General features: G+C 67.9%; 14 protein-coding genes and 1 tRNA gene. 1 reads left to right on the top strand and 14 read right to left on the bottom strand.

What is annotated here, in order from left to right; translation table 11 throughout:
- Nucleotides 1-270: 270 nt before the first annotated feature.
- The 10 genes from AC4D14_RS11420 to AC4D14_RS11375 all read right to left on the bottom strand — a co-directional run bounded on the left by AC4D14_RS11420 (nucleotide 271) and on the right by AC4D14_RS11375 (nucleotide 16,609).
- Nucleotides 271-2,955, bottom strand: coding sequence for a helix-turn-helix transcriptional regulator (locus AC4D14_RS11420; protein ID WP_490902340.1), 2,685 nt, complete (start codon nucleotides 2,953-2,955; stop codon nucleotides 271-273).
- A 9-nt stretch (nucleotides 2,956-2,964) separates the two neighbouring features.
- On the bottom strand, nucleotides 2,965-5,598 hold the full coding sequence (locus tag AC4D14_RS11415) for a helix-turn-helix transcriptional regulator (RefSeq protein ID WP_490902338.1): 2,634 nt from the start codon (nucleotides 5,596-5,598) through the stop codon (nucleotides 2,965-2,967).
- A 246-nt stretch (nucleotides 5,599-5,844) separates the two neighbouring features.
- The gene (pth, locus tag AC4D14_RS11410) at nucleotides 5,845-6,432 is read right to left on the bottom strand and encodes an aminoacyl-tRNA hydrolase (protein WP_490902336.1); all 588 of its coding nucleotides are present in this window, start codon (nucleotides 6,430-6,432) and stop codon (nucleotides 5,845-5,847) included.
- Between the two features lie 14 nt (nucleotides 6,433-6,446).
- Entirely contained in the window at nucleotides 6,447-7,058 is a 612-nt protein-coding gene (locus AC4D14_RS11405; protein WP_490902334.1) for a 50S ribosomal protein L25/general stress protein Ctc, read from the bottom strand.
- 515 nt (nucleotides 7,059-7,573) lie between these two features.
- Nucleotides 7,574-10,249: a helix-turn-helix transcriptional regulator gene (locus AC4D14_RS11400; RefSeq protein ID WP_490902333.1), complete on the bottom strand. Its 2,676-nt coding sequence runs from the start codon at nucleotides 10,247-10,249 to the stop codon at nucleotides 7,574-7,576.
- On the bottom strand, nucleotides 10,246-12,900 hold the full coding sequence (locus AC4D14_RS11395) for a LuxR C-terminal-related transcriptional regulator (RefSeq protein WP_490902332.1): 2,655 nt from the start codon (nucleotides 12,898-12,900) through the stop codon (nucleotides 10,246-10,248). Before AC4D14_RS11395 ends, AC4D14_RS11400 begins: the two co-directional genes overlap by 4 nt.
- A gap of 353 nt (nucleotides 12,901-13,253) precedes the next feature.
- Nucleotides 13,254-14,234, bottom strand: a complete 981-nt coding sequence (locus AC4D14_RS11390; protein ID WP_490902331.1) for a ribose-phosphate diphosphokinase — start codon at nucleotides 14,232-14,234, stop codon at nucleotides 13,254-13,256.
- Nucleotides 14,231-15,745: a bifunctional UDP-N-acetylglucosamine diphosphorylase/glucosamine-1-phosphate N-acetyltransferase GlmU gene (gene glmU, locus AC4D14_RS11385; RefSeq protein WP_490902329.1), complete on the bottom strand. Its 1,515-nt coding sequence runs from the start codon at nucleotides 15,743-15,745 to the stop codon at nucleotides 14,231-14,233. The genes AC4D14_RS11390 and glmU overlap by 4 nt, the downstream gene beginning before the upstream one ends.
- Before the next feature lie 78 nt (nucleotides 15,746-15,823).
- A tRNA-Gln gene (locus AC4D14_RS11380) sits at nucleotides 15,824-15,895 on the bottom strand.
- 576 nt (nucleotides 15,896-16,471) lie between these two features.
- Nucleotides 16,472-16,609, bottom strand: coding sequence for a hypothetical protein (locus tag AC4D14_RS11375; RefSeq protein ID WP_490902327.1), 138 nt, complete (start codon nucleotides 16,607-16,609; stop codon nucleotides 16,472-16,474).
- A 120-nt stretch (nucleotides 16,610-16,729) separates the two neighbouring features.
- Here AC4D14_RS11375 and AC4D14_RS11370 point away from each other — a divergent pair, with 120 nt between their 5' ends.
- A complete protein-coding gene (locus AC4D14_RS11370) occupies nucleotides 16,730-17,377 on the top strand; it encodes a hypothetical protein (RefSeq protein WP_490902326.1) in 648 nt (215 codons plus the stop codon).
- On the opposite strand, the gene AC4D14_RS11365 is transcribed toward AC4D14_RS11370, so the two are convergent.
- From AC4D14_RS11365 to AC4D14_RS11350, 4 genes are all read right to left on the bottom strand, one after another.
- Entirely contained in the window at nucleotides 17,291-18,835 is a 1,545-nt protein-coding gene (locus AC4D14_RS11365) for a dynamin family protein (protein ID WP_490902405.1), read from the bottom strand. The two genes, AC4D14_RS11370 and AC4D14_RS11365, sit on opposite strands and share 87 nt — an antisense overlap.
- A gap of 8 nt (nucleotides 18,836-18,843) precedes the next feature.
- The gene (locus AC4D14_RS11360) at nucleotides 18,844-20,673 is read right to left on the bottom strand and encodes a dynamin family protein (protein WP_490902324.1); all 1,830 of its coding nucleotides are present in this window, start codon (nucleotides 20,671-20,673) and stop codon (nucleotides 18,844-18,846) included.
- A gap of 108 nt (nucleotides 20,674-20,781) precedes the next feature.
- Complete coding sequence (locus AC4D14_RS11355; RefSeq protein WP_490902323.1) at nucleotides 20,782-21,987, bottom strand: IniB N-terminal domain-containing protein; 1,206 nt, start codon at nucleotides 21,985-21,987, stop codon at nucleotides 20,782-20,784.
- 438 nt (nucleotides 21,988-22,425) lie between these two features.
- Nucleotides 22,426-25,017 carry a LuxR C-terminal-related transcriptional regulator gene (locus tag AC4D14_RS11350; RefSeq protein WP_490902322.1) on the bottom strand — a complete coding sequence of 864 codons (2,592 nt, stop codon included), beginning with the start codon at nucleotides 25,015-25,017 and terminating at the stop codon, nucleotides 22,426-22,428.
- Nucleotides 25,018-25,023 lie beyond the last annotated feature (6 nt).

The raw sequence follows: 25,023 nt of genomic DNA, 5'->3' as shown, positions 1-25,023 counted from the left end.
AAAAGGGAATTCCCTTTATCGACGCAGGGCGAATGCATTAGGAATTTTCGGTACATTGGATAACCCCAAACCACGCAGGAGACACGGGACGGTGCAGTGTTAAAAGTCTAGGATTTGGGGGTTTGCAATAACCGAGTAGCGGTTACTCCACTTCACGGAGGGAGGAGAGGACCATCTACTCGCGGTTTAGCGCATTACTACTTGGGATTGACAGCCGCGTACTCAGCATTACTTGCGGCAGAAATACAAAAAATCGAATCTTGAGGAATTCTAGAGATTCCGGTCGATTTCCTTGAGGTCTTCTCGCCTCGTGATTCCGAGCTTGGCGAAGATCCGGTACAGGTGCCCTTCGACCGTCCGCACGGACACCGACTGTTTGTCGGCGACCTCCCGGTTCGTATAGCCCTGTGCCACGAGCGAGACGATGTCCCGTTCACGCCGCGTGAGTTTGCCGCTTGACTCGGCGCGCGCCTGCACCGGTTCTTCGGTCTTCGCGAGCACTGAGGCGAGCTTGGCCTGGACGTTCCGTGCCTTCACATGCGCTCCGCGGGAGGTCCAGAGTTCCGCTGCCGCCTTGAGGCTGGCCACGGCGATGGGCAGGTATCCGTGGCCTATGGCGAGGTCTGCGGCGGCGGTGAGCCCGGCGGGCGTGTGGGTGCGCCGTGCGGCGGCAAACGCGTGGACGACGGCTCCTTCGGACCCCTCGAAGGTTTCGGTCAGGGCGGCAAGGGGCGCATAGGCGGCAGTATCGCCAAGCCGGGCCGCCTGCTCGAGTGCCGTGGCGGCGACCTCAAGCAGTCCGTCGGCCGCCGCGCTGTCCGCGATCTTCCTCAGGGCTGCGGCCGCTTCGGGCTCCTGGCCGATTATCGACCCGGCGGCAAGGCGGTAGATCCTCCCGGTCAGCCGCATTTCACGGCTCCCCCGCGCTGCGGTCAGTTCTCCTTCATCGATGAGCACCTCGGCCCTGTCTTTTTCCCCGGAGACCGCGCTGGCGTAGGCCGCAAGCCCGAGCACCATGGTGAGCACCTGGGCCGGATCGGATTCGCGGATGCCTTCGACGGCGAGCAGCAGCCGGTTCCGGGCCGTGGTGGTCCTGCCTCCCCGCAGGGCGGCCGCTCCTTGGAAAAGGTCATACCAGCCGGAGAAATACACGACGTTCCGCGGGTGCAGCCGGGCGTATTCGTCGAATGCCGCCTCCGCCTCGGCCCAGGCGCCGGCGTGGACCAATGAGAGAAGATGCCGGGCCATGACGAACTCGCGGTAGGCAAGCAGCCGGTGGCCCGTGGCGTCGATCAGGGCGAGGGCCCTTCCGGTTGCTGCGGCCCCCTGCACGGCGCGTCCGGTGGAGCCGAGCAGTTCGCCAAGCAGGGCGAGGGCCCCCACTTCCGTCTCTGGTGTTCCGTGCTCGGCGCCAAGCGCCGCCCGGAGTTCCTGTTCGACGTGGAGTATCCGGCCTTCAAGAATGAGTATGTAACACTGGAGCAGCCTGCAGCCCAGGCGGGACGTCGCGGCAGCGTCGAGTACGGCCGCCGGGCTGGTCTGGCCTTCCCGTACCTGTGCCGCCTCGATCCTGTCGATGAGCGAACTCCACCGGTCCGCGTCCCGGCGCAGGTTGGCTGGCGGCTCTCCGCCGCGGACGCGGACGTCAACGGAGAGAAGGCTCGCTTCCTTGGCGACGTCGAAGTCGGTGCAGCCATCGAGTGCTTCATCGATGAGTTCTGCAGCATAACCGAGGTTGCCGCGGGCGATCTGCGCCCGGGCGATTTCGACAAGGGCCCTCCCCCTCAACCCCGGGGCGGACACGGCCCGCGCCGCCCGCAGCGCAAAGCCGTGGTCATAGAGGCGGTTCGCGACGACGGCGGCCTGCAGCAGGTCCCGGTCATCGGGCGGCACACCGCAGTCCAACCCCCAGGAGACGCTCCTGAGGAAACCCTCAAGCGATTCGGTCTGCGGGCTTCCCAGGCTCAGCATGGCCCGCCGGAGGGCAATACTGCGGGCCGTGGGGACCTGGCTGCGGATGACTTCGCCGTACAGGGGGTGGCTGAGCGAGACCGGAAGGTTCGGAGGTGCACCAACCGTCACCAGGTGGTCGTCCTGGAGCCGCTGCAGGGCGTCGGGATTGACGCAGCGGGAGATCGTCTTGAACGAGACGGGCTCGGCGAGGGCAACCATCTCCAGCGCCGCCATGTCGGAGGCGGCGCGCTGGCGGAGCTGGTTGAGGATCAGGTCGACGAGCCGAAGGTCCACTTCAGGGTGCCCGCCAACCATCCGCCATACGCCGTTCTTCTCAACGAGGTGCCCCTGACCGGCACCCTGCTTCAGCAGGGTCAGCAGGAACAGCGGGTTGCCGCCGGTGGTCTGCGCCAGCATCCTGGCGGTGCCGGTGAGGACCGGGCCTCCCAGTTCCTGCCGGCACAGCATTTCAACGGCGCGCGGGTCGAGGGGTTCGACGTCGAAGCGGAAAAGCAGCCCGTCGTCGCTGAGGGCGAGGAACTCAGCCGGAGTCGCCGGCGAAGGACGGGTCAGCACGAGCAGCTTCACGCGCCGGGCGCTGGCGAGCTGGGACAGCAGAGCGCAGCTGCTGTCATCGAGGTCGTGGGCATCGTCAACCACGAAGAGCGGTGGCGGTGCGTTTTCCTTCGCGGGCGGAAAGTTCTTCAGGAGGCTGCGCAGGATTGCCACCGGCGAGGCGACGTCGTTGACCGAAAGATCGTGAAGGTAGGGCGAAAGCGCTCCGAAGGGTATCTCGCGGAGCGAGGATCCCCCGGTGATGAGGAACAGCTGAGAGGACCCGTTGAATTCAGCGGCGACGGCCCGTGCCAGGGCGGTCTTGCCCACCCCTGCTTCACCGACAACCAGTGCCCCGAACCCTGCCGGCGAATAGAGGGCGTCGAGAATTTCGCGAAGCAGCTCGTCCCGCCCCACCAATCCCCCGCCCTGCTGTAGTCCGCCCATCGCCGGAGGCTACCTGAAGACCTGTGAGAGCTGTTTTCGGCTTGAAAGTCCAAGTTTGGTGAGCACCTGGTGCACGTGGCCTTCGACCGTCCGGACCGAGACGTGCTCGGCTTCGGCGATTGTCCTGTTCGAGGCCCCGCGGGCCGCGAGCCGCGCGATGCTCCGCTCCCGCTCACTGAGGATCTTCCGCTGGGTGGACCGGCGTCCGGGTGCAGCGGCCCGGCGCGCAATCTGCTCGGCATACACGCCGATCATCGCGTCGCTGTCCTCCTGGAGGGCGTCGATGGCCCGCACCGCCGCGTCGGTGGCAAGACCGAAGTTGCCCATGTGGAGGGCGGAGGACGCGGCGTCGAGGAGCATCTCGGGGTGGGCCGCTGCGATCCCTCTACCGAAGAGGGCACAGGATTCCGCAAGCGGTCCCTCGGAGTCCGCGGCAAGCGCGCCAAGCCGGTCGGCGAGCTGGTCAGCCCCGAGCTGCACCGCCTGGCTGAGGAAGAGGAGTTCCTGGCCGCGGTTGCCGGCCTCGGCCTCGATGTCGGCCATCCGCGCCAGTTCCGCTGCGGCCTCGGCGCGGTCTCCCAGGGAGCCCTGCGCCAATACCCGGAAGAAGGCCACCGTCGACCGGACCTGCCAGGAATAGCGCTGCGGTTCGAGGTCGATGCCTTGAAGGTGGGAGAGGGCTGCCTCGGCGTCGCCGTTGAGGCTGTGGCAGTATGCGCAGGCAGCTTCGGCGATGGGCAGCAGCCCCTGCCGGTCCCGAATCCGGAGTTGGCTGATGGCCGGGCCAAGCTTGGCCAGCGCCGAGTCGCTCCGCCCGGCAAAAGTATGAAGCAGGCCCTCGGTGAATTCGGCTGACGAGCCCTCATAGAGGCTCGGGCCGGCCGTGGCGTTCGCCTCGGCTGCCATCGCCATTGTCTCCTCCCAGTAGCCGGCAAGGAGCAGCGCCTCAAACAGGTGTGCGCCTGCCCGCTCCATGTCCAGTGGCCCCCGGTCGGCGCCGGAGACCCGCGCGAGAAGCGCCCTGCCCGTATCGACGGCCGCCTGCTGCCTGCCGGTTAGGGCAAGGGCCGAGGTGAGCAGTCCGGCAAGGTGGTCCGAGGGGCGGTGGCGGTCGAGGCGCTGTTGGACAAGCGCCGATGCCGATTCGACGACGACGGCGCAACGGCCTTCGAAGAGGTCCCGCTCCGCGGCGAAGTCTTCGGCCGCTTCGATCAACTCGCGGAGTGGTTCCTCGGGGGAGGTTGACTTTTCGATCCGCGCCTGGACCTCGGCGAGCAGGCTGTCCGCTTCGGCGTGCCGGTCATGGCTTCGCAGCACCAGCCTCGCCTGCGTGAGCATCAGCCCCACCCACAGACCTGTTTCGGTTGCGGCTGCAGCGGGCGAACCAAGCAAGGGGTCAAGCACCTGGAGTGCTGCGTCAACCTCACCGGTGATGGCCAGCGCCCGCGCCATTTCAAGCACGGCGTGCGGGTCGCGCCCGCCGTCCTTGAGCGCGCCGATGAAGGTCAGGGCCGCATCGGGCTGGTGGGTATCGTTCGCGAGCCGGGCGGCATCGACCAGCGCAGGGGGCTGTTGCTCGATGCCGTTGTCGAGGCACCAGTGCGCCAGCGCCATCCGGCTGGTTCCCGGCAGCGGGCTGGTGTGGGGTGCTTCGACGAGCTTCAGGAGAAGTTCCCTGCCGCGGGGTGAGACAAGCTGGGAACGCACGACTTCCCCAAAGGCTTCGTGGACCGGGTGGAGCAACGGGGGTGTGCCGTGGTCGGTGCGGAGGATTCCCTGCGTCTGCAGTTCGTCGATGACCTCCGACGCGGCGGTGCCGAGCAGCAGCTCGACGGGCACCGCTCCGGCGACAGCCACCGCCTCGGCCACCGCGCGCTGTTCCGGCGAGAACCGGTTGAGCTGGCCGGCGACCCATTCGGTGATCTGTTTGCCCGACCGCTCCCGGGGGCGGCCGTCGCTCACCCACACCCCGTCGCGGATGAAAAGGTGGCCGGAGCGGGAGTCTGTCTCGGCGAGGGCCTGGACATACCGGGGATTCCCCCCGCTTGCGACCCACAGTTCGAGTGCCGCGGAGCGTGAGACTGTTGCGCCGAGGCCGGCCTTGAGCAGGGCCGCGGTTTTTCCGAGGTCGAGGGGTTCCACATCGAGCCGGCGCAGCACGTCGTCCTTCCACAGGTCGAAGAGCTCGACCGGGGTGCGCTGCATGTCCTCGCAGATCACCAGCAGCCGGACTGCTCCGACCCGCGCAAGGTGGGCAATGACCATCGCCGAACCCGCGTCGAGGGCTTCGACATTGTCGACGAGCATCAGGGTGCGCTTTCCGCCCCTGCGCAGCTCGAAGAGGTCCTGCAGGGCGCTGAGCAGCAGCAGCGGGTTCGTCGCCGTCGCGGCGTCGAGCTGGGCGAGCACAACGCTGAGTGCACCGTAGGGCGTGGCCGAGGTGGCGGCTGATCCGCGGACGTAGATGTGTTCGAAACGGTCGGCGAGCGCGGCGACGGCATGGCGGGCGATCAGGGTCTTGCCGATGCCGGCTTCACCGACGACAAGCACTCCCCCAGTGCGGTCCTCGAGCAGCGTGCTGCAAACAAATTCAAGTTCTTCGTCCCTGCCGACCAGCGGCCACGCATTGGTAGTGACCGTCATAGGTCACGCTCGAGCACGCTTTCACCGGGTCGAATTACCGGCACCACCGGCTCGACGCCAGGGTAGATCGCGCAAGTCACCATTGAGTCCGCCCCACAACGACTGTCTTGGAGGACTAGGTTACCGCGAAAACGAGTAAAGACCAGCGGAAATAGGGTGAAGGCTTGGCTAGACGCCAGACGCCACGCCGGGCCGGTGTGCGCGGCTCGCCGTCCGCAGCGGTTTTCAGCAGCTGGGCAGCCGGTTTCACATCGCGCGCGCGTGGAATTTCTGCTGCGCCTGCACCAGGCCGTCGCGGATCAGCAGCTCGACAGCGTCGGCCGCATCCTCGAGCAAAAAGTCAAGCTCTTTCTTTTCGGCGGTCCCGAAATCCCGAAGCACGAAGTCCGCAGGATCCTGGCGTCCGGGCGGGCGCCCCACGCCGACCCTCACGCGGTAGTAGTCCTTGGTCCCGAGGGCCTTGCTGATGTCCCGCAGGCCGTTGTGGCCGCCTTCGCCGCCGCCGAGCTTGAGGCGGACTGTATTGAACGGGATGTCGATCTCGTCGTGGACGGCGATTACCTGCGCCGGCGGAACATTGTGAAACCGGGCAAGGGCCGCAACGGGGCCCCCGGAAAGATTCATGTAGGTGAGCGGCTTCATCAGGACCAGCCGCGGCCCGCCGGGCCCCATCCTGCCCTCGAGGGCCAGCGCCTGGGTCTTCGAACTCTTGAAACGGCCGTTGAGGCGTGAGGCGAGGACGTCGAGCACCATCTGGCCGACATTGTGTCTGTTGCCGCTGTAGCCGGGCCCGGGGTTGCCGAGCCCGGCTGCAAGCCATGTTTCATGTGGCACGGAGACCGGCAGGATCAGCTGTTGTCGGCAGCGGGCTCGGCTTCGGCTCCGGCGTCTGCGGCGGGAGCCTCGGTCTCACCCAGGTCCTGGACGGTGGGAGCGGCAAGGTTGACGATGAGCGTGTCGGCGTCGACGAGGAGGCGCGTACCCGCGGGGAGCTGGATATCGGAGGCGTGGATGTGCTCGCCGACCTGGCGTCCCTCGATATTGACGGTGAGGCTCTCGGGCAGGTGGGTGGCTTCCGCCTCCACAAGGACGGTGTTGCTTTCGAGGTTGACCACGACGTCGGGAGCGGCTTCGCCCTCGATGTGGATGGTGACGTCAACTTCGACCTTCTCGCCGCGGCGCACCGTCAGGAGGTCGATGTGCTCGATGATCTGCTTCAGCGGGTTGCGCTGGATGTCCTTGGCCAGGGCGAGGTGGTCCTCGCCGTCCACCTCGAGGGTGAGCAGGGCGTTGGGGGTGCGTACCGCGAGGGTGGTTGCCTTCGAGGGAAGCAGTACGTGGAGGGGGTCTCCACCGTGGCCGTAGATGACGGCGGGAATCTTGTTGGCGCGGCGGGCCTGCCGGGCAGCACCCTTGCCGAACTCGGTGCGTACTTCTGCGGGGAGCTTCTGCTCTGACATTGTGTCTCCTGGTGGAACGCTTGGCAGCAGGCCGGTGGGCCAGCTTCTGGACGTTGCCGGGACGGAGAGGAGCGTGTCTAGAAACCGCTCGTTGCTGGATAAGGTTCCAGTCGAAAGTCGCTAGCCACCGTCGATAACGGAGATGGCCCGATTACTCGAGCCGCTCCCTCGCCTAGGCATCGCGTTCAATCCTACAGCACGCATGGCGGAGACCTGGCCCGCGCGGAGGCGGAGGAGCATCGGGGAGGGCGGAACGGAGGGGTCGGCGGCGGCTGGGGATGAAGTCCTGGTCTCAAGAAGACTTCGACGCCGCCGACCCGGTTCCGGGGACCGGCAGCATCAGTGCGTCGTTGCGCTGATGCCTTGTCCGGCGTCTACAACTCTAGGAAGTCCCCGGGCGCGGAACACGAGTAGTGGTAACCCGTCCTTCCGCGCGAATTACCTGTTCCTTGGCTTCCCGCTACTCCACGCGTACGGGTTCATACTGGGCCGGAGGAAGAGGGTCTCGACAGAACTCATTCTCCGCGGATAATCGCCTCGTACTCGGCGTTCAGTTCCTCCCGGCGGGTGATCCCCAGTTTCGCATAGATGCGGTAAAGATGACCTTCGACCGTCCGTGGGGAAACGGTCAGGGCGGAGGCGATGGCCCGGTTCGACGCGCCCTCAAGTGCGAGGCCCGCGATCTCCCGTTCCCGCTCCGTCAGCTGGGTTGACGGTTCGAGCTCACCAAGCATCGTCGAGGCACATCCCTCAAGTTTCCGGCGCCGGCGCCGCGCCACCTGCAGCACCGAGCGCTGGGCCTTGCGGTCACCCCTCTGGGTGAACAGGTGCATGGCCCTCAGACAGGCGTCCGCAGCGAGTACGTGTTTCTGGCCGATCTCCGCGCGGTCACCGGCTGCCAGCAGCTGCTCCGGGTCCTGGGCGACGACCGCCGCCGCATAGCTCCTCAGGAGAACGGCCTCCCTGCCCTCCAGCCCCTCGGAAAGCTCGACAAGCCGGGGTGCAGCCCGCCGGTCGCCGAGCGTGACAAGGATCTCGAGGAGTTCCTTCTCGCAGGTCGGCATTGACGCGTTCCGGGCGTCGACGGCAAGAGCCCGGAGTCCGTCGAGCTGCCCGTTCAGGCTCTGCGGAGGTAGCTCGGCGGCCGCAACAAAGGCGGATCCGACAAGCGACAGTGCCCGGCTTCCACGCCTTGCGAGCTTGCGGAACTCCGCCGCCCACGACCGGGCCGATTCCCGGTCCTCAAGCGCGCCGGCAGCCAGGGCCGCAACCGCGAGCGTGTACGGCAGGACGAGGTCGCGGTCGGAGCGGCGCAGTGCCTCAAGCGCGGGACGGAGTTTCACGAGTCCGGCGCTGAACCGGCCCCGGCGCACTTCCAAGGCTCCGTCAAGGGCGGCAAGCGTCCCGCCGATGAACGAGTAGTCCTTCTCGGGCCAGCGGGCGGATGCCGCAAGCGCGGTCTCCGCCTCGGTGAACTCACCGGCATGGAGCAGCAGGAGTAGATGACGGGAGAAGACGAATCCGGTGATGTCGGAAAGGGCCGGCTCGGCCTGCGCCATTGCCAGCGCCGCCGCGGTGTGCGCCCTGCCCTCGGAGCTTCTTCCCAGCCAGCCGAGGGCCTCCCCGAGCAGTGCCCGCGCCTGGGCGAGGGTCCGCGGGTCGTCCGCCGCAGCGATGAGGGACCGCAGTTGGGATTCTGACGCGGCGAACCTGCCCTCGAGGTTCAGGCCGAGGCACCGGAGCAGGAGGATGCGCCCCGCTGATGCGCCGGTGCCCGGATCGGCACCGGCAGCGGTGCTGCGCTGCTCGGCCAGGGTGGTCCACTGATCCGCCAGAGCCTGGAGGCGGGCCGGAGGCTGGCCCTGGCGCAATGCCAGCTCAGCGCTCAAGACAACGGCGTCGGCCGCCACATCGAGCGAGTGGGCCTCCTGGGCCACTCCACGCAGCAGCTCCCCCGCCTCGTGGAGGTGGGCGAGGGCCAGGTGTGCACGTGCCAGGGCCAGCCGGGCCTCCGCGTCGTGCTCACCGTCGCGCATAGCCCCGGCGAACCGCAGCACCGACTGCACATCGAAAATGCGGTGGGCACTGCGGGCGGCGTCAAGCAGCGCGCCGTCCGGGGGCACCTGCCCGCAGTCGAGGTCCCAGTGAAGGCGCCGGAGCGCACCCCTGCCCACCGTTGGCACTGGGACGGCGCCGCCCATCATTTCCTCGTGCAGGCTGGCGCTCCTTCCGGCCGGTATCAGTTCGCGCATCGCCCTGCCGTACAGCGCGTGCGCGTTGACGGCGAACGCCGGGGAGGTCGGCAGCCCCTCGATCAGACCTGCCTCGAGCAGGTTCGCGACGGCGTTCTCGTCGCTCATGCGGGTCAACTCCGCGAACGGCACCGGCTCGGCGAGCGCGAGGATTTCGAACGCCTTCCGCTCCTCGGGCGGAAGCCGCAGCATGATGCCGTGGACGAGGTCGACGAGGGACGGCGGGAGTTCCTGGAGTTCATCCGAGAGCGACCACACACCGTCGTTCTCCGTGAGCCCGCCGTTCTCGAGCAGTTGGTCGAGGAGCGCCCGGAGAAACAGCGGCACCCCGCCCGAGTCCTCGCGCAGCCTGTCGCTGACGCCGCGGACAAGGTCGCCGCCGAGCACCTGGCGGCACACCTCGTCGACCTCCGACGGCTCGAGCGGCCCAACCTCGAAACGGGCAAGCAGCCCTTCGTGCGAGAGCGCCACCAGCTCCTCCGAGCGGGGCGGCAGCGCCCTGGCGAACGCGACGAGCTTGACGGTACGCGAGGTCACGAGCTGCGAGAGCAGGCGGCTGCTTTCGTCGTCGACCTCATGGGCGTCGTCGACAACCAACAGCACCGGCCGGCCCTGGGCTTCCTCCCGGAAAAAGGAGATGAGGATCCGCAGCACCGACAGGGACGACTGCATGTCGCGCACCGTCGCCGAACCGAGAAACGGCGCGAGGGCGGCGTACGGCACGTTTCCCGGCGCGGGCCCCGGATGCAGCAGGAAAGGGACGGCCGAGGCCCGTACCCGGTCAATGAGGTGGCGCGCGAGGGCCGTCTTGCCGGTTCCCGTGTCCCCAAAGACGAAAGCGCCGTGCAGGTCGGGGCGGGTGACCGCGTCCTGGAGGGCATCGAGCAGCGGCCCGCGGCCCACCAGGAGGGTGTCCCCGGCCAGGGCTGGATCCCTCATGGCTGCGTTTCGGCCGGTACGAGCTCGGTAAGCTCATTCCGCGTGCAGACATTCAGCTTGGAGTAGACCTGGTAGAGATGGCCCTCGACTGTGCGGACGGAGACGAACATCCGCTGCGCGATTGCCTTGTTGCTTGCGCCGCTCGCCGCCAACTGGGCGACCTCGCGTTCCCTCGCGGTGAGCCGGTCGAGGCCGGACCCTGCGCTGCTCCAGGCTGCGGCCTCGGGAAGGATGTCCCGAACCCTCCGCTGGAGCTGCCGGAGGGCGTTCTTGTCCCGCGTTCCCATGGCGCTGCGCAGCGCCGCCTGGGCTGCATCGGCGGCGAAACCGGCGTCACTGGAGGCTGCGGCAAGTTCGGCGGCCTGCACCAGCAACTCGGCATCGTTGCTACCAAGGCCCTTCGCGTAGAGCTCGCAGGTGCGCGCAAGGGGACCCTGGGTTTTCGCTGCAACGGTCCCCAGCCGGTCAAGCGCGGCGCGTTCACCGAGCCGTACGGCCCGGCACAGCGAAATCAGTGCCCACGTGCTGGCGCCGCGTTCCTGGTCCTCGACGCTGAGCCTGGTGAGGTCCCGCGCGGCGTCGGCCTTCACCTCGAGCACCGAGGAGGTGAGCAGCTGGAAATGGCGTGCGGCGCGGCGCACCTTCCAGGGGCTTCCCCGCCCGGCCTCGCTCAGCGGCAGGAACGCGATTGCCTGTTCGAGGTCGCGCCCGAGCGCGTAGCAGTATGCGATGACGGCAGCGGCCACGGGCAGCTGCCCTTCCGGATCCCTTACCTGCAGCTGGTTGAACGCCGGAAGGAGGGCCGCAAGCGCCGCGTCGGCCCTGCCCTGCGCTGCTTCGGCCATCCCGGTCTCGATGATCCCGGGCGTGCCGCGGTGCGCCCTGACGCCATCGGCATAGACACCGGCGGCCTCGAGGACGCGTTCGCCTTCGGACCCTGCGCCGACCAGGCGGTATACCTCCCGGATGGTGCGGGCGGCCGCCGTTGTGGCCGACGAGCTGATGCCGCTTCCGCCGAGGTTCCGCGCCAGGGAGGAAGCGAGGTCCATCGCCTCGAGCTGGCATTCGGTCATCGCCCATGCCTCGCACAGCAGCGTCTGGATCCGGACCCGGAACTCGGGGTTGCTGCCGTCGTCGTCGGCTGCGACGATTGGCGCCAGCGTGTCTGCGTTGACCCTGTAGTTCCCGTCGAAGGATGCCTGTTCTGCCCGGGCGAGGAGCAACTCCCCGCGCAGCGTTGCGAGCGTTCCCTCATCGAGGGTGGTTGCGAGGCCCCCGAGTGCCGCTTCGGCTTCGTCGAGCCGGAGCGGGGCACCATCACGGCCCAGCCTCCGGGAAAGCGCGGCCGAGGCAAGATGGAGGCGGATGAGCTCAGCCCCGCCGAGTGCGGAACCGGCTTTGGCAAGCAGGGACGCGGCGGCGGCGTCGGCCGTCTCGTAGTCTCCCTGGCCCGTGGCGGCGGCAACCGCCTCGAGCGCGAGAGCCGGAGTGAAGGACTGCTCCAGCCCCTGGGCGGCGATCAGCGCGGCGCAGGCGTACCGGCCCCGGTGGTTCGAAGCCCGCGCACCGGCGACAGCGACCCCGTCGGGCAGCGGCATCCCCGAACGCAGCAGCCAGAACGCGTGGCGCGCCGGCTCGTCGTCGAGGACGGCTCGGGCCCCTTCGAAGCCGCAGAACTGGCGGTACAGGGCGCAGGCCTCTTCTGCCGGCACGGTCTCGGCGATGGCATCGGCCATCGCCGTGCTGGAGCAGCGCGCCACGGGGGACGGCCCGTGGTCGACTTCGATCAGCGAGCACTCCTGCAGGGCGTCGAGGTCTTCGGCGTCGAAGTGCTCAAGCAGCATCGCCCATGGCAGGTACCCGGCAAGCGCAATAAGCTGAACGATGCGCCGCCGCGGCCTGCTCGCGGTGAGCAGGGGGGAGGCCGCCTCCGTGAGCTCCCGGCCCAGGACGAGCCGCCCGGGAAGAAGCACCCAGAAGCTGTTGTTCCGGACCAGGAGGTGCCGGCGCACCAGGCCGTGGACCGCGGCCCTCAGGGAGCGGGGGTTTCCCCCGCTCAGGCTCCACAGCGCTTCCGCGGCTTCCCGGGACGCCGGAGCGCCGAGCTCGGCCTCGATGAACCGGACCGACTCATCGAAGCCCAGCGGAGGAACATCGAACCGGCGCAGGGAACCGTCGCACCACATCGCCATGAAGGCGCTGTCTGCCCGGGCGAAATCCTTGACGGCGAGCACCACACGCACGGTGTCCGAAAGGACGAGCTGGCTGATCAGGGCCGAGGAGAAGGGGTCAAGGTGTTCCGCATTGTCGACCGCGATGATCAGCGGCTTGCCCTCGGCGTGCTGGTGGAGCACGCCGGTCAGTGCCTGGAGCACCATGACCGGGTGTGCCAGCGTCTCCGGTTCGAGCTCGGAGAGCAGGAAGCTCAAGGCCCGGTAGGGAAGGTCCTGGGACGAGGCGGAGCCACGGACGTGAACGATGTGGAACCCGGCTTCTCCGCGGAGGCAGTGCTGGAGGAGTGCTGTCTTTCCGACCCCCGGCCCCCCGACAAGGAGGGCGCCGACGGAACGCGGATGGCGAAGTGCCTGCGCGATTCCCGCCTTGAGCTCCTCGCGGCCGATGAAAAAGGTTCCAGGCAGGAGCGCGGTCATGGCCGCCTCCCGGCCGCTGTGTTTCTACACCTGAGCACTCCACGACGACAAAAGCCATTTTGAGACCACATTTGAGACCTTCTCTACCCCGGACTGTGTGTCTTGCTAATTCACAGCCTAGGAAGGTGGTCAGGTGGTGGCACGAGTGGAGGCTACGGGTAAATCCAGACCGTTACCTAGATTGCCCGTAACCCTGCTCAGCGGACTACTCAGTTTCGCGCTACTCACTACTCGAGGAGCCCAAATATGCCCCTTCAAGTACTTGGGATGCCTCCAGAGGGTCCGAAGGGCGAACGAGCACGTCAAAAGGCGGCGGCGCCGGCAATGCGGTGCCGGCGCCGGGTCGGACAGGGTCAGGCGATGCCGTCGAAAAGGCTCGTCACGGACCCGTCGTCGAAGACTTCGCGGATCGCACGGGCGATGAGCGGCGCGATCGAGAGGACGGTGAGCTGGGGGAAGCGCTTCTCCGTGGGGATGGGCAGGGTGTTCGTGACAACAACCTCGCGGGCACCCGATTCGGCGAGCCGCCGCGCCGCGGGGTCCGAGAAAACGGCGTGCGTGGCGGCGATGATGACGTCCTTGGCTCCCGCATTCTTCAGGACCTGCACGGCACCGGAGATCGTTCCCCCGGTGTCGATCATGTCGTCGATCAGCACGCAGGTGCGGCCGGCCACTTGTCCCACTACCTGTTTGGAGACCGCCTGGTTGGGCACGGTCAGGTCCCGGCTCTTGTGGACAAACGCCAGCGGTGCCCCGCCGAGGCGCTCGGCCCACTGCTCTGCTACGCGCACGCGACCGGTGTCGGGGGAAACAACGGTGACGTTGTCGGCGTCGACCCGGGAGCGGATGTAGTCAGCAAGCAGCGGAATGGCCATCAGATGATCGACGGGCCCGTCGAAGAAGCCCTGGATCTGCGAGGTGTGGAGGTCGACCGACATCAGGCGGTTGGCGCCGGCCGTCTTGTACAGGTCGGCGACGAGACGAGCGGAGATGGGTTCCCGCCCGCGGCCCTTCTTGTCCTGGCGGGCGTAGGGGTAGAACGGTGAAACGACGGTGATGCGCTTGGCGGAAGCCCGCTTGAGGGAGTCGACCATGATCAACTGCTCCATGAGCCAGTTGTTAAGGGGAGCAGGATGGGCCTGGATGACGAAGACATCCGTGCCGCGGACGCTCTCTCCGGAGCGGACGTAGATCTCGCCGTTGGCGAAGTCGTAAGCGGAAACCGGCAGGAGCTCGGTGCCGAGCCAGCTGGCAATCTCCTCGGCAAGTTCCGGGTGCGCCCGGCCTGAGGCGAGAACCAGCTTCTTTTCTCCGTGCGCCGTAATTTCGCTCATGCCGTGGTGCTCTCTTCCGTGGTTGTCGCCGCCGTTGTCTCGTTCGCTTTGGCAGCGGCTTCGGCGGCCGCACTGCCCTGGCGCTTGCTGGCAACCCAGCCCTCGGCGTTGCGCTGCGGCGCGATGCTGAGGGCGAGGGCCCCGGCGGGAACGTCCTTCCGGACAACGGCCCCGGCGCCGGTGTAGGCGCCGTCGCCCACGGTGACGGGCGCAACGAAGACCGTGTTCGAGCTGGTGCGCACGTGTGAACCGATCACGGTGCGGTGTTTGTGAACGCCGTCGTAGTTGGCGGTGATGTTGCCACAGCCGATATTTGTGTACTCGCCGATTTCGGCGTCGCCGGCGTAGCCGAGATGGGAGAGCTTCGAGCCCCGGCCAATCGTGACGTTCTTGGTTTCGTAGAAGGCGCCGATCTTGCCTTCCTCGCCGAGAACGGTGCCCGGCCGCAGGTAGGTGAAGGGACCGACCGATGCTCCAGCGCCGATGCGGGCTCCGCTGCCGTGGGTGCGCACCACGTTGGCGTTTTCGCCAACGACGACGTCGGTGAGGGTTGTGTCGGGGCCGATGACCGCATCCCGGTGCACGGAAGTCGAGCCGTGAAGCTGCGTTCCGGGAAGGATCGTGACGTCTTCGTCGAGGACCACTGTGGCATCGATCCAGGTTGTGCCCGGATCGACGATCGTCACTCCGGCTCTCATCCACCGGTCCAGGATGCGCCGGTTGAGTTCCGCACCGAGGGCGGCGAGTTGGACGCGGTCGTTGGCGCCCTCTACCTGCCAGCGGTCTTCCGAAACGAGTGCGGCGACCCGGCCGCCCTGGCTTCTGGCGATGCCGAGCACGTCGGTGAGGTACATCTCGCCCTGGGCATTCTCGGTGGTGACCGACCGCAGGGCGTCCCTCAGCTGCGCGGCGTCGAAGGCATAAATGCCGGAGTTGATCTCGCGGATCTGGCGCTCGGCCCCGGTGGCATCCTTATGCTCGACGATTGCCGTGACGGTGCCGTCGGCCGCGCGCAGGATGCGGCCGTAGCCGGTCGCGTCATCGAGCACCGCGGTCAGCACCGTGACGGCGTTCCCACCGGCGGTGTGCTCGGCCACGAGGGTGTAAAGGGTCTCGGCAGTCAGGAGGGGAACGTCCCCGTAGGTGACGACGACGGTTCCGGTGATCAAGGATCCGGCGGCGTCGAGGGCTTCGAGGGCAACCTGCACGGCGCGGCCGGTGCCCGGAACCTCGTCCTGGTCGACCAGCAGTGCCTGGTCGTCGAGCTCGGCCACGGCTGCGGCGACGCGGTCGCGTTCGTGGCGGACCACCACGGCGAGCGCCTCCGGGGAAAGCCCGCGCGCTGCCGCGAGGGCGTGGCCCACCATCGAGAGCCCACCCAGCGGGTGAAGGATCTTGGGGGTTCGGGACTTCATTCGCGTGCCTGCCCCGGCAGCGAGAACGATCACTGCGGCCGGTGGCGGGGATTGCTGAGCTGGTGCCGTCGCAGTGGCTGCGTTCTGGTGGCTCACGAAGAAGCGCTCCTACCTGTTGGGTGTGTCGGCCTGGCGGGCGGCCCACCCGGCCATGTTACCCGGCAGTGTCCGCCGTTCCGCCCATAGGATTCGAACCTATACTCCACAGCTCCAAAGGCTGGGGTGCTGCCGTTACACCAGGGCGGACCATGCGCATGGCCTGCTTGCCGCAGGCATGTGCACACGGGTATCTAGTCTGCCATGTTCATTTAGCTACAGCGAGCCGGGCCGCTGTCCGGGATCGCCGGGCATCACCTTGCAACGGCCTGCGGCCGGAGCCCGCCGATTCGGAACCCGGTTCGCCGGCCCGCCCGACGGGTGGGTGCGGCCGCCGGCGCGTTGAGGCGGGCCCCAATGGTTCGGGAGCAGACCGCGGCGGGGCATTTCGACACTGCCGGCAGTGCGCTTCGACGGGAGCGCAATCCCGGGCGCTTCGGCGGGAGGGAGATCTTGGGCACAGGGAGGGCACCGCGTTCCACGGTGGCCCGGAGGAGGCTTAACGCGGACTGCCGCCGGAACGACGGTGGGTAACCGTTTCAGGGTCCGGCGGCAGGTGCGCGCATGCGGGTTGGTGCTGAGGACTGGGTGCTTACGGGCGGGTGCTTACGGGGAGATGGCAGTGGCGATTTGCCCCGGTGTTGCGGGTTGGCGCCGGCACTGGTGGCCGGGCCCCTTCCGATCGGACAAGGACGGCTCGCAACCCGGAAGCCTCGGGCGGGAGATCTAGAGCGAAAGGATGACGACGACCAGGATCACGGCCGCAGCGGCTGCAATCGCCCATCCTGCCTTGAGCCTGCCTGCGGGAGGGGCTACCTGCTTCCGGCGCCGGCCGTGAACTTTTGTGTCATTGTTTGTAGTCATGGCATTCACGCTAGGCGCGCCCGCCTCAGGCGGAACAGAGTAGAAACTACTCGTTCTCGAGGGTGGACTACTTACCAAATTCCCGGTACCCATCCGTGCCTGCGGTGCTAGATTACGTCCATGTCTCAGGAACAGGAATCCCACGACGGCCGTCCGGTAAGCGCCCCCGATCAGGTCCGGGAGCCGGTGGGCACCCTAGGATCCACGGGGCCCGAGGGCAAACGGAACACCCAGCCGCCCCGCCCGGCCATGGCTGCCACGGCCCCTGCCCCGATCGATGTTCAGGTGCCGCCGAACGGGCCCGTCAAGGTATCCCGCGTGCTGTGGTTGATGAGTTTCCTCGTCGGGCTTGGCGCGGCCGTGCTCAGCTTCTTCAACCGTGACGCTCAGCTTGAACGGCTGCGGCAGAGCGTTGCAGCAGTCGACGCGGAACAGGACGCCGAGACCCTTGACACGGTTGCTTCAATCGCATTCTGGGGCAGCCTGGGGGCAGTGGTTCTCGTCATCGTCATAGAGGCTGCCCTGCTCTCGGTGCTCCTGCGGCGGCGCGGGTGGGCCCGGTGGGCGCTGTTGGTGATGTTGATCGTCCAGTTCGGCGTGATGCTTGTGGCTGCCGCCTTCCTGGCGGCTCCGGGCGCCGAGGGAATGTACTTCGTCCTTCTCCTCGCTGCCCAGGCGGTGCTAGCCGGTGTGGCGCTCGTGTTCAGCCTGCTCCCCCGGGCCGGCGCCTGGTTCAGGGATGGCGCCGTCGGGTCCAGGCGCACCTGAGCCTTCCGTGAGCCCCCCCAGCAGGGCCTCGCAGCTGCGCACCGCGATCGAACAGACCTCTGCGGCGGTACGGTCGGTCAGGGGGTTCTCAGCCAGCGTGCGCCAGCGGCGCAGCTGCGCCATGGCCCCGTTCCGAAGCTCCTCGACGGACGCCTCGTCCGCCAGCCCCAGCCGCTGCGCAGGGGCGATGCCATACCCGCCGACCAGCCGTTCGACGTCGGCCGCGAGGTCGGTGGCAAGGGCAAGCCCCTCGGTGTGAAGGGTCGCCAGGAGCCGCAGTTCCCGGAACTCGTGAGCACTTGCCTGAATCCGCTCAAGCGAGGCGGAAAGCCGGTCCGCGCCGGTCCGGGGCCGCTCGCGCAGCAGTGCCTCGACGGCGGACAGTGCGGTTCGGGCCTTCAGGTGCGTCGCCCGTTCCTGGAACTGCCGCGAGATGAGCCGCAGCAGCTGGTCGAGCCCGCTGCGCCGCGCAAGCTCGTGGGCGAGTACAGTCGGGTCGGAGATCCCGCCGCGGAGCAGCGCCGAAGCAAGGCGGATGCCGAACAGTCCGAACCGGTCGAGAAGCGCCGCGCGGTCCTCGGCGGTGATCTCCACCCCGGGCTGGGACCGCAGGAAGCGGTCGGCTGAGAGCAGCATCAGTTCGCGGTCGGCGCGTTCGAGGCGGGAGAGCTGGGCCAGGGCCGCGAACTCGCTCTGGCGCAGGGTCCTTGCGCTCTGCGCCAGCAGGCCGGCGACCGGGATGACGCCCATCGCCAGGGCGCGCAGGTCGGGATCGCTCCGGTAGCGCTCGGCCACCTTCTGGGCCGATAGGAGCGCGTCGATGCGGCCCGCCCCCACCTCGTCGGCCCGGGACAGGACGGCGAGGGCGTTGATTGTGCCCGACTGCCCTGCCGCGGTGTCCCGGAACGACTCGAGGAAGTTCAGGTCGCTCGCGTGAAGGTGGCGCATCAGGTAGACGACGGCGTCCGCCTCCGAGGGCGCATCTTCGGGGGTGAGGAACGCGGTCGACCGCGCCGAGACGTCTTCGGAGAGCGAGGCAATGCCGGGGGTGTCAATCAGGGTGATGTCCCTGAGGCTCTTCGCGGGCCAGCCGACAACGATCCGGTCGACCTCTTCCGCGGTCGTGGCTCCCATATCGAACTGGAGCCGGCCCTTCGGCCGGCGCACGGGAAGCAGGCGCGGCTCCCCCGCGATGGGATACATCATCACCCGAGGTGTGTCGCTGTGGCGGTACCAGGTGACCACCTTCGTGCACTCGCCGGTATCGGTTGGGGCGATCTCCTCACCGATGATGGCATTGAGGAGTGTGGATTTTCCCGCCTTGACCATCCCGGCCACGGCAACGCGCAGCGGCTCCCCGAGCCGCCGCGCATACCCCTCAAGCGCGGCGCGGGCCGCCGGGTCGTCGCCGTAGACCTGTTGGGCCTCATCAAGGAGCGCCGCGACGTCGGCGCTCATCTCACCGCTCACGCCCCTGCCGCAGGTGCCGGTTCGGCGGCGAGCCTGCCTGCCTGCCCGTGCAGCGCGTCAACCCGCTGCAGTTCAGCCCGGATCTCGCGGATGCGCTGCTCGCGCTCAAGCTTGTAGCTCGCTGCGGCCTTCTGGGCCGCCATCACCGAATCGGCCAGTGAGCGGTGGTGCTCCTCGGCGATTTCGGTGAAGTGGTCGCGCGTGGCGCGCTGGACGAGCCGCAGCCGATCCTTGAGCTGCTTGCCCACCTGGAAGATGACGTCATCGATCTGGCGGCGCACCAGCGCCTTCGCTTCGCCCTGGCGGCGCTTCAGACGGGCTTCCTTGTCCTCGCGGTAGGCTTTGCGGCCCAGCAGGAGCCCCGCGCCGACCGAGAAGGGGTTGATCAGGGACATCCCGATGATGCCGGTGAGCAGTCCGAACATCAGGACGCCGCCGTAGGATCCGCGCATGCCGATGAGGATTTTCTGCATCGGCCCGATCCGGCCCGGGTCGAGTTGGGCAACCTGGTCCACCGGGCTGAGCACGTCTTCGGTGTCCGATACCTGGAGCACGGGCAGCGGCACCTCGTCCTCGACGAAGTGTTCGGCAACCTGTTCGGAGAGCCACTGGGCGCGTTCGTTGGTCCAGACAAATGTGTCTGAAACCGCCGAGGCCACGCGCTGTTCGAGCCACTCGGCGAACTGGTCCCAGGTTGGCCCCGGGTCGCCCTCGTCGATCGCCTGCTCGGCGTCGCGCTGGATTTTCCGCAGGCGGTCGCGGAGGTCGTATTCCATGTCCGCGATGAGGTCGCTCACCCCGTCATTAAGGGTGATCTGCCAGCGGGCCGAGCGGCGGCGCTGTTCGTCGGCGCGCTGTTTGGAGGCCTCGAGCTCGGCGATCATCAAGGGCGTTCCCTCGGGATCCTCGAGGGCGCTGAGCTCGGACTGCAGCGACAGGCGCAGGTGCTCGGTGATGGACAGGAGGTCCTGGGCGACCGAACGCCGTTGGAGCCGTTCGGCCTTTCCAAGGACGTCCCTGCGCAGATAGCTCACGAGGGCGGGGAACCCCGACTCGGTGTTCAGGTCGTTGTCCTTCAGCCGGGCAGCGTGGAGGCGCAGGTCCGACGACACGGGGATCAGGGGGATGTCGGCGCCCACGCGGTCAAGGTGCGCGCGGTCCAGTTCCTCGACCCTGCGCCACTGAGGGTAGAGGTCGGTCTTGGAGAGCACGCATCCGACGTTGGGCGAAATCCGCATAGCGTGGCGCAGGAACCGGATTTCCGGCTCGGTGTACTCCTGGGAGGCATCGGAGACCAGCAGCATTGCGTCTGCGGTGGGCAGCGCGGTCAGCGTTGTCAGCGAATGGGCCGAATCGAGGCCGCCGACTCCGGGCGAGTCGATGATCGAAAGCCCGCCCGTGAGGATCTTGCGCGGAAGGGACACCTCCGCTGCGACGATCCGGCGGGAATTGCCGGGATTTCCCTTTTCGGAGACGTAGGTGGCGATGTCGGCAAGCGGCACGGGGCGGCGCTCAAGGGTGGGCTCGGAGTCGGAATCCTCACCGCCGTCCTTGGGGACCACAATGACGGCGGATGCAGCGTCGCCGTGGCGGACGACGGTTGGAACGGAGGTGGCGATGTCGTCGTCGACCGGGCATACCGGCGCATTGACGAGGGCGTTGATCAACTGGCTCTTGCCTTGCTTGAACTCACCGACAACGATCACGCGGACGCTTGGATCGAGCAGGCGTTTCCGGGTCTGCTCGAGGCGCCGGCGGAGGTCCGCCCGGTCCCCCGCACTCACCAGTTTGATGCCGTGCTCCACCAGTTGAACCAACTCGACCACAGATGCCCCTATCCGGAAGGATTGCTTCAGACGACACTACAGATCGGCCCGCCTGGAAGCACGCTTCCTGACGGGCCGATCTGCGCTTCTTGAGACAGTCTTTGTTCCCTAGAGGGCCGTGTCTACGTCGACGTCGGCTTCTTCGATGGCGATCTCGTTGTCGACCAGGACAACCGAGTCCTCGATCGAGGTGAATTCGGCGTCGATGTCACCGGTCTCAACGTTGGTCGAGTTGTCCGTCTCGTTGAAGGAGTCGTCGATCTCGACCTCGACGTTGGTCGAGTTGTCGGTCTCGTTGAACGAGTCGTCGACGGTGACGGTCTCGGTGGTCGTCTCGTTGAACGAGTCCTCCACCTTGACGTTGGTCGAGTTGTCGGTCGAGTTGTCGGTCGTTTCGTTGTAGGAGTCCTCGTTGAAGGAATCCTCGATTTCGACCTCGTTGAACGAGTCGTCGATGTCGACGTGGGTCTCGGAGTTGTCGGTGTAGTTGTGCGTCTCGTTGTGGGTCTCGTCCTTCGAGTTGTCCTCGTGGTGCGAGTTGTCCTCATTGTGCGAGTTCTCGTGGGTCTCGTTGTGCGAGTTCTCGTGGGTCTCGTTGTTCGAGTTCTCCGTGTTGTTGGAGTTCTCGGTGGAGTTGTCGTTGAAGGAGTTCTCGGCGTCGATGTCGACGTCGATGTCGGTGTTGCCGATCTCGATGTCCGCGTTGTCTCCCGCAGTGACCGTGTTGTTGGTGGTGTTGTTGGTGGTCTCATCGGCGGCGTTGTCCGTCGAGTTGTCCACTGCAACGTCGCCGCCGGCGGCGATTGCACCATCGCCCGAGGCGATGATGGCATCGTTGTCGAACATCTGGGTGACGTCGCCGTTGGCCCAGATGTTCTGGTTCACCGACTGGTCGGTGATCGTGTCGCGGTCATCGATGCTCGAGGTGTAGGAGTAGTTGTTGACGACGTGCGTCAGCTGCTGCACCGCGTGGGCGTGGTCGTTGTGGTCGTGGCCCTGGCCGGGACCGTGTGAGTGGCCGCCCGTGCTCGGAACGCCGATCGGGCCGACGCTGACTCCGCCGTTGCCGTTGCCGCCGTCGACGGTGGAGGTGTTGCCGCCGGTGTTGTAGTTGCGGTCGAACGAGGAGTCGACGGTAACGGGGGCGTAGTCAACGATGACGGGCATGACCGCGTCGACGTCTTCCATGCAGACTCCGCCGAGCCCTGCTTCGGCGAGTGCGCCCTCGGGGTCCTCCTGGAATGCGGCAGCGGCCTCGGGGTCCTTGAACAGGTTCATCAGGAATTCGAGAAGGGTTGTGGCGAGTGTAGGCATTGGATGCTCCCTCAATCTGAAGAGTGTTTTCTCAGTAACCGCCGAGCTGGCTGCTGGCTTGAATCAAACCTAGAACCGGCTGCGGACCCCGCCATCGGGGCTGTCCCCCCTCCTTAAGGGGCGCCGGTTAGGGGTTTGGGGGAATGCCAGTACAGGGGGTTAGGGGTTTTTGAGTTAGGGGTTTTGCCCTCTCCCGGGATCGGAGGCCGCGCTGAGCGCCCGGACGCCGTGGCTTCCGGCGGGCCGGGGCTTCCGGCGGGCCGGGGCGCACGGCGGGCCGGGGCGCACGGCGGGCCGGGGCGCACGGCGGGCCGGGGCGCACGGCGGGCCGGGGCGAAGGACGGGGCGAAGGACGGGCCGGCCTGCGGCGGCGGTGTTCTGTGTAGGGGTGTTGCGGTGTTCCGGTGTTCCGGTGTTCCGAAGATGCGGGGAGGCCGGTCAGCCGGCGGTGTCGTCGGTGCGTCCGAGGGCCAGGCGGAGCTGGATAAGCAGGTCGGCCCGGTTCGTGACGCCGAGCCGCCGGCGGATCCGTGCGATGTGGTGCTCGGCGGTGCGCGGCGAGATAAAGATCGCCTCACCGATTTCCCGGTAGGTCCGGCCCTCGAGCACAAGGCGTGCCACTTCGCGCTCCCGGGCGCTGAGCCCTGAACCGTCGCCTGCGGCGTCTCTCGGACGGGGTGCCGGACGGCGCCTGGCTCCGGCTCCGGCCGGGGCGCTTTGCGCAGGCGCAGGCGCACTGGCGGGCCGCGTGGGGTGGAGGTCGCGTGCGCACGCCATGAGGCGTGCCATGTCCCTGCGGTCATCGGCACGCGCTGCGGCATGTCCGGCAAGGCGTGAGCCGTCCCACCGGAACCCGGTGACAGCGAGTTCGCGCGCGGCGGTCTCGACTGTATCGACAGCGAAGGTGCCCGCGAGCACCGAAATCCAGGCCCGTCCGGCCGCAGCGAGGACCGAGGCCAGATGGTAGCTGCCGGCCGCCCGCACGAGTGCGGCGGCATGCGGGGCAAGATCCCCGGGCCGCTCGGAAAGCAGCGCCGCCTGCACGGCGGACCAGTGCAGGGGAACCGACCACAGGGCGGGCTTGCCGAGCCGGGCCAGCAGCGCCCACGCCTCGTTGAGTTGGAAGTCGAGCCGCGCGGAATCGCGCAGCCGTGCCGCGGCGACAAGCAGCTCACCGAGCGGAAGCAGGCAGTAAAGGTCGATCGAGATCCGCAGGATTCCTTCCCTCGCCCGCTGCCATGCAGTGACAAGCGTTGGAACGTCACCGGTGCGCCGCGCAAGGCCCACAAGGAGTGCGGTGTGGAAGAACTCGTCGCGCGGGGGCAGGCCGCCCGGCGCGGACGCCGCTTCGGCGGCGAGTGTGCTGGCCCTTCCGGGCTGGTCCTGCTGCAGGGCCGTCCAGGCCCGCAGGAGCAGGAGCCGGGGGCGGGCCGCGGCTCCCCCCTGCCGACCGTTGAGGGCGGCGTCAAGGACGGACTCGGCAACCTCAAGTTCCCCGCTGTTCAATGCAACGAGTGCGGCAAGGGCGGCAGGGGAATCGGGCAGGGGCACGGCCTGGCCCGAGGCGGTCATCATGTCCGAGGCCCGGATCAGCACGGGGAGGGCCTGGGTGGGCGTCGGGCCGAGCGAGTCGGCGATTCCCTGCCCCATCAACGCAACGGACACCGCGAGCAGGGTTGGGGAGCCGGATGAAGCGGCGCTCTGAAGCATCGATTCCGCGCGGTCCCGGTCACCGCTGCCCATCATTGCGACAGCGGCGAGGGCTGCCGAGCCGCCGGCCCGCGTCTCCCCGAGCCACCGGTAGACCTCCGCGGCGCGCGAAAGCATGCCCCGCTGGGCCCACACCGATGCGGAAACGTCGACGGCGCGGGTCAGGTCGGGGATCGAATCCTGGGCAAGGAGCTGGTCGAGGATGCGGCAGGCCCCGTCGAGGTCTCCGGTTGCCGCCGCTGCCTGGGCACGCCGGGCGGCGGTGGGAAGTCCGTTCCCACCCGCCGTCGCCGCCTCCTCGTACAGGGCCGCGGCAAGGTCGGGCTGCTCGGCGAGGGCGGCGTCCCCCGCTTGCTCGAGTGCCGCCGCCACCCGGGGGTCGATGAATCCGTCGCGCGCCAGGTCCCGGGCGACTTCGGTCAGCGGGAGCCCTTCGGCGGCAAGGGTGTCGACAAGTGCCTGCTGCAGCCCGCGCACGTGGTATCTCGGGGTGGTCAGCAGGACCGCGCGGCGGACGAGCGGCGCGATCCTGCCGTCGGGCAGCAGGAACCCCGCTGCCCGTCCCCGGGCGAGGATGGCATCGACCGCTTCGTCGCCGTGTTCGGCCATCGGCGGAACCTGACGGGGTCCGAAGCCCACGGAGAGGGCAAGCAGCAGACCGCGCAGCGCGGGATCCACTTCGTCGAGGTCGTACGCAAGATTGTCCAACACGCTGCGGGGAACGGCCGGGGGCGATCCGGGGTGCCAGCCCTCCTGCTGCAGGCCCGTGAGGAGCCGCTGGACGAGCCAGGTCATTCCGCCGGTCAGCTCGGTGACCAGTTCGACCAGGCCCGGGGGCACGGGCGTGCCAAGGGCAGCGCCGGCATTGGCGGAAATCTCTTTCCGCGTCAGCGGCCCGAGGACCACCGTCGGGTGGTGCTGCTCAAGGACCGCCAGGAGCGGCCGGAGCGCGGGCGGCCGGGGATGGGGCCGGTATGCGACGATCACCGTCCCGGCGCGGTCCTCGACGAGGGTCGAGATCCGCTCGATGTCCGAACCGGTGAGCAGGTGGGCGTCGTCAACAAGCACTGCGGTGTACCCGCTGCCCGGCGGGAGGTCGAAGGCCGCCGCCCCGCGCAGGACCTCGGCCCCTGCGGCGCGGTAGTGCTCCTCGACGGCATCGAGCAGCGCCGTCTTGCCCGAGCCGCCGGCGCCGGCGATCCCCGCAACAATCCGCAGCCCCGGCGTGGCGGCACCTTTTTCAATCTCGCTGAGGAACGAGGCAGCCGCCGCTCCAGGTACCGCTCCCCGCACTGCCACCCCCATAAACCCGGCCCCCATGCCGTT

The organism is Arthrobacter sp. TJ-254 (assembly GCF_058269175.1).
This window is presented reverse-complemented; position numbering and strand designations above follow the sequence as displayed.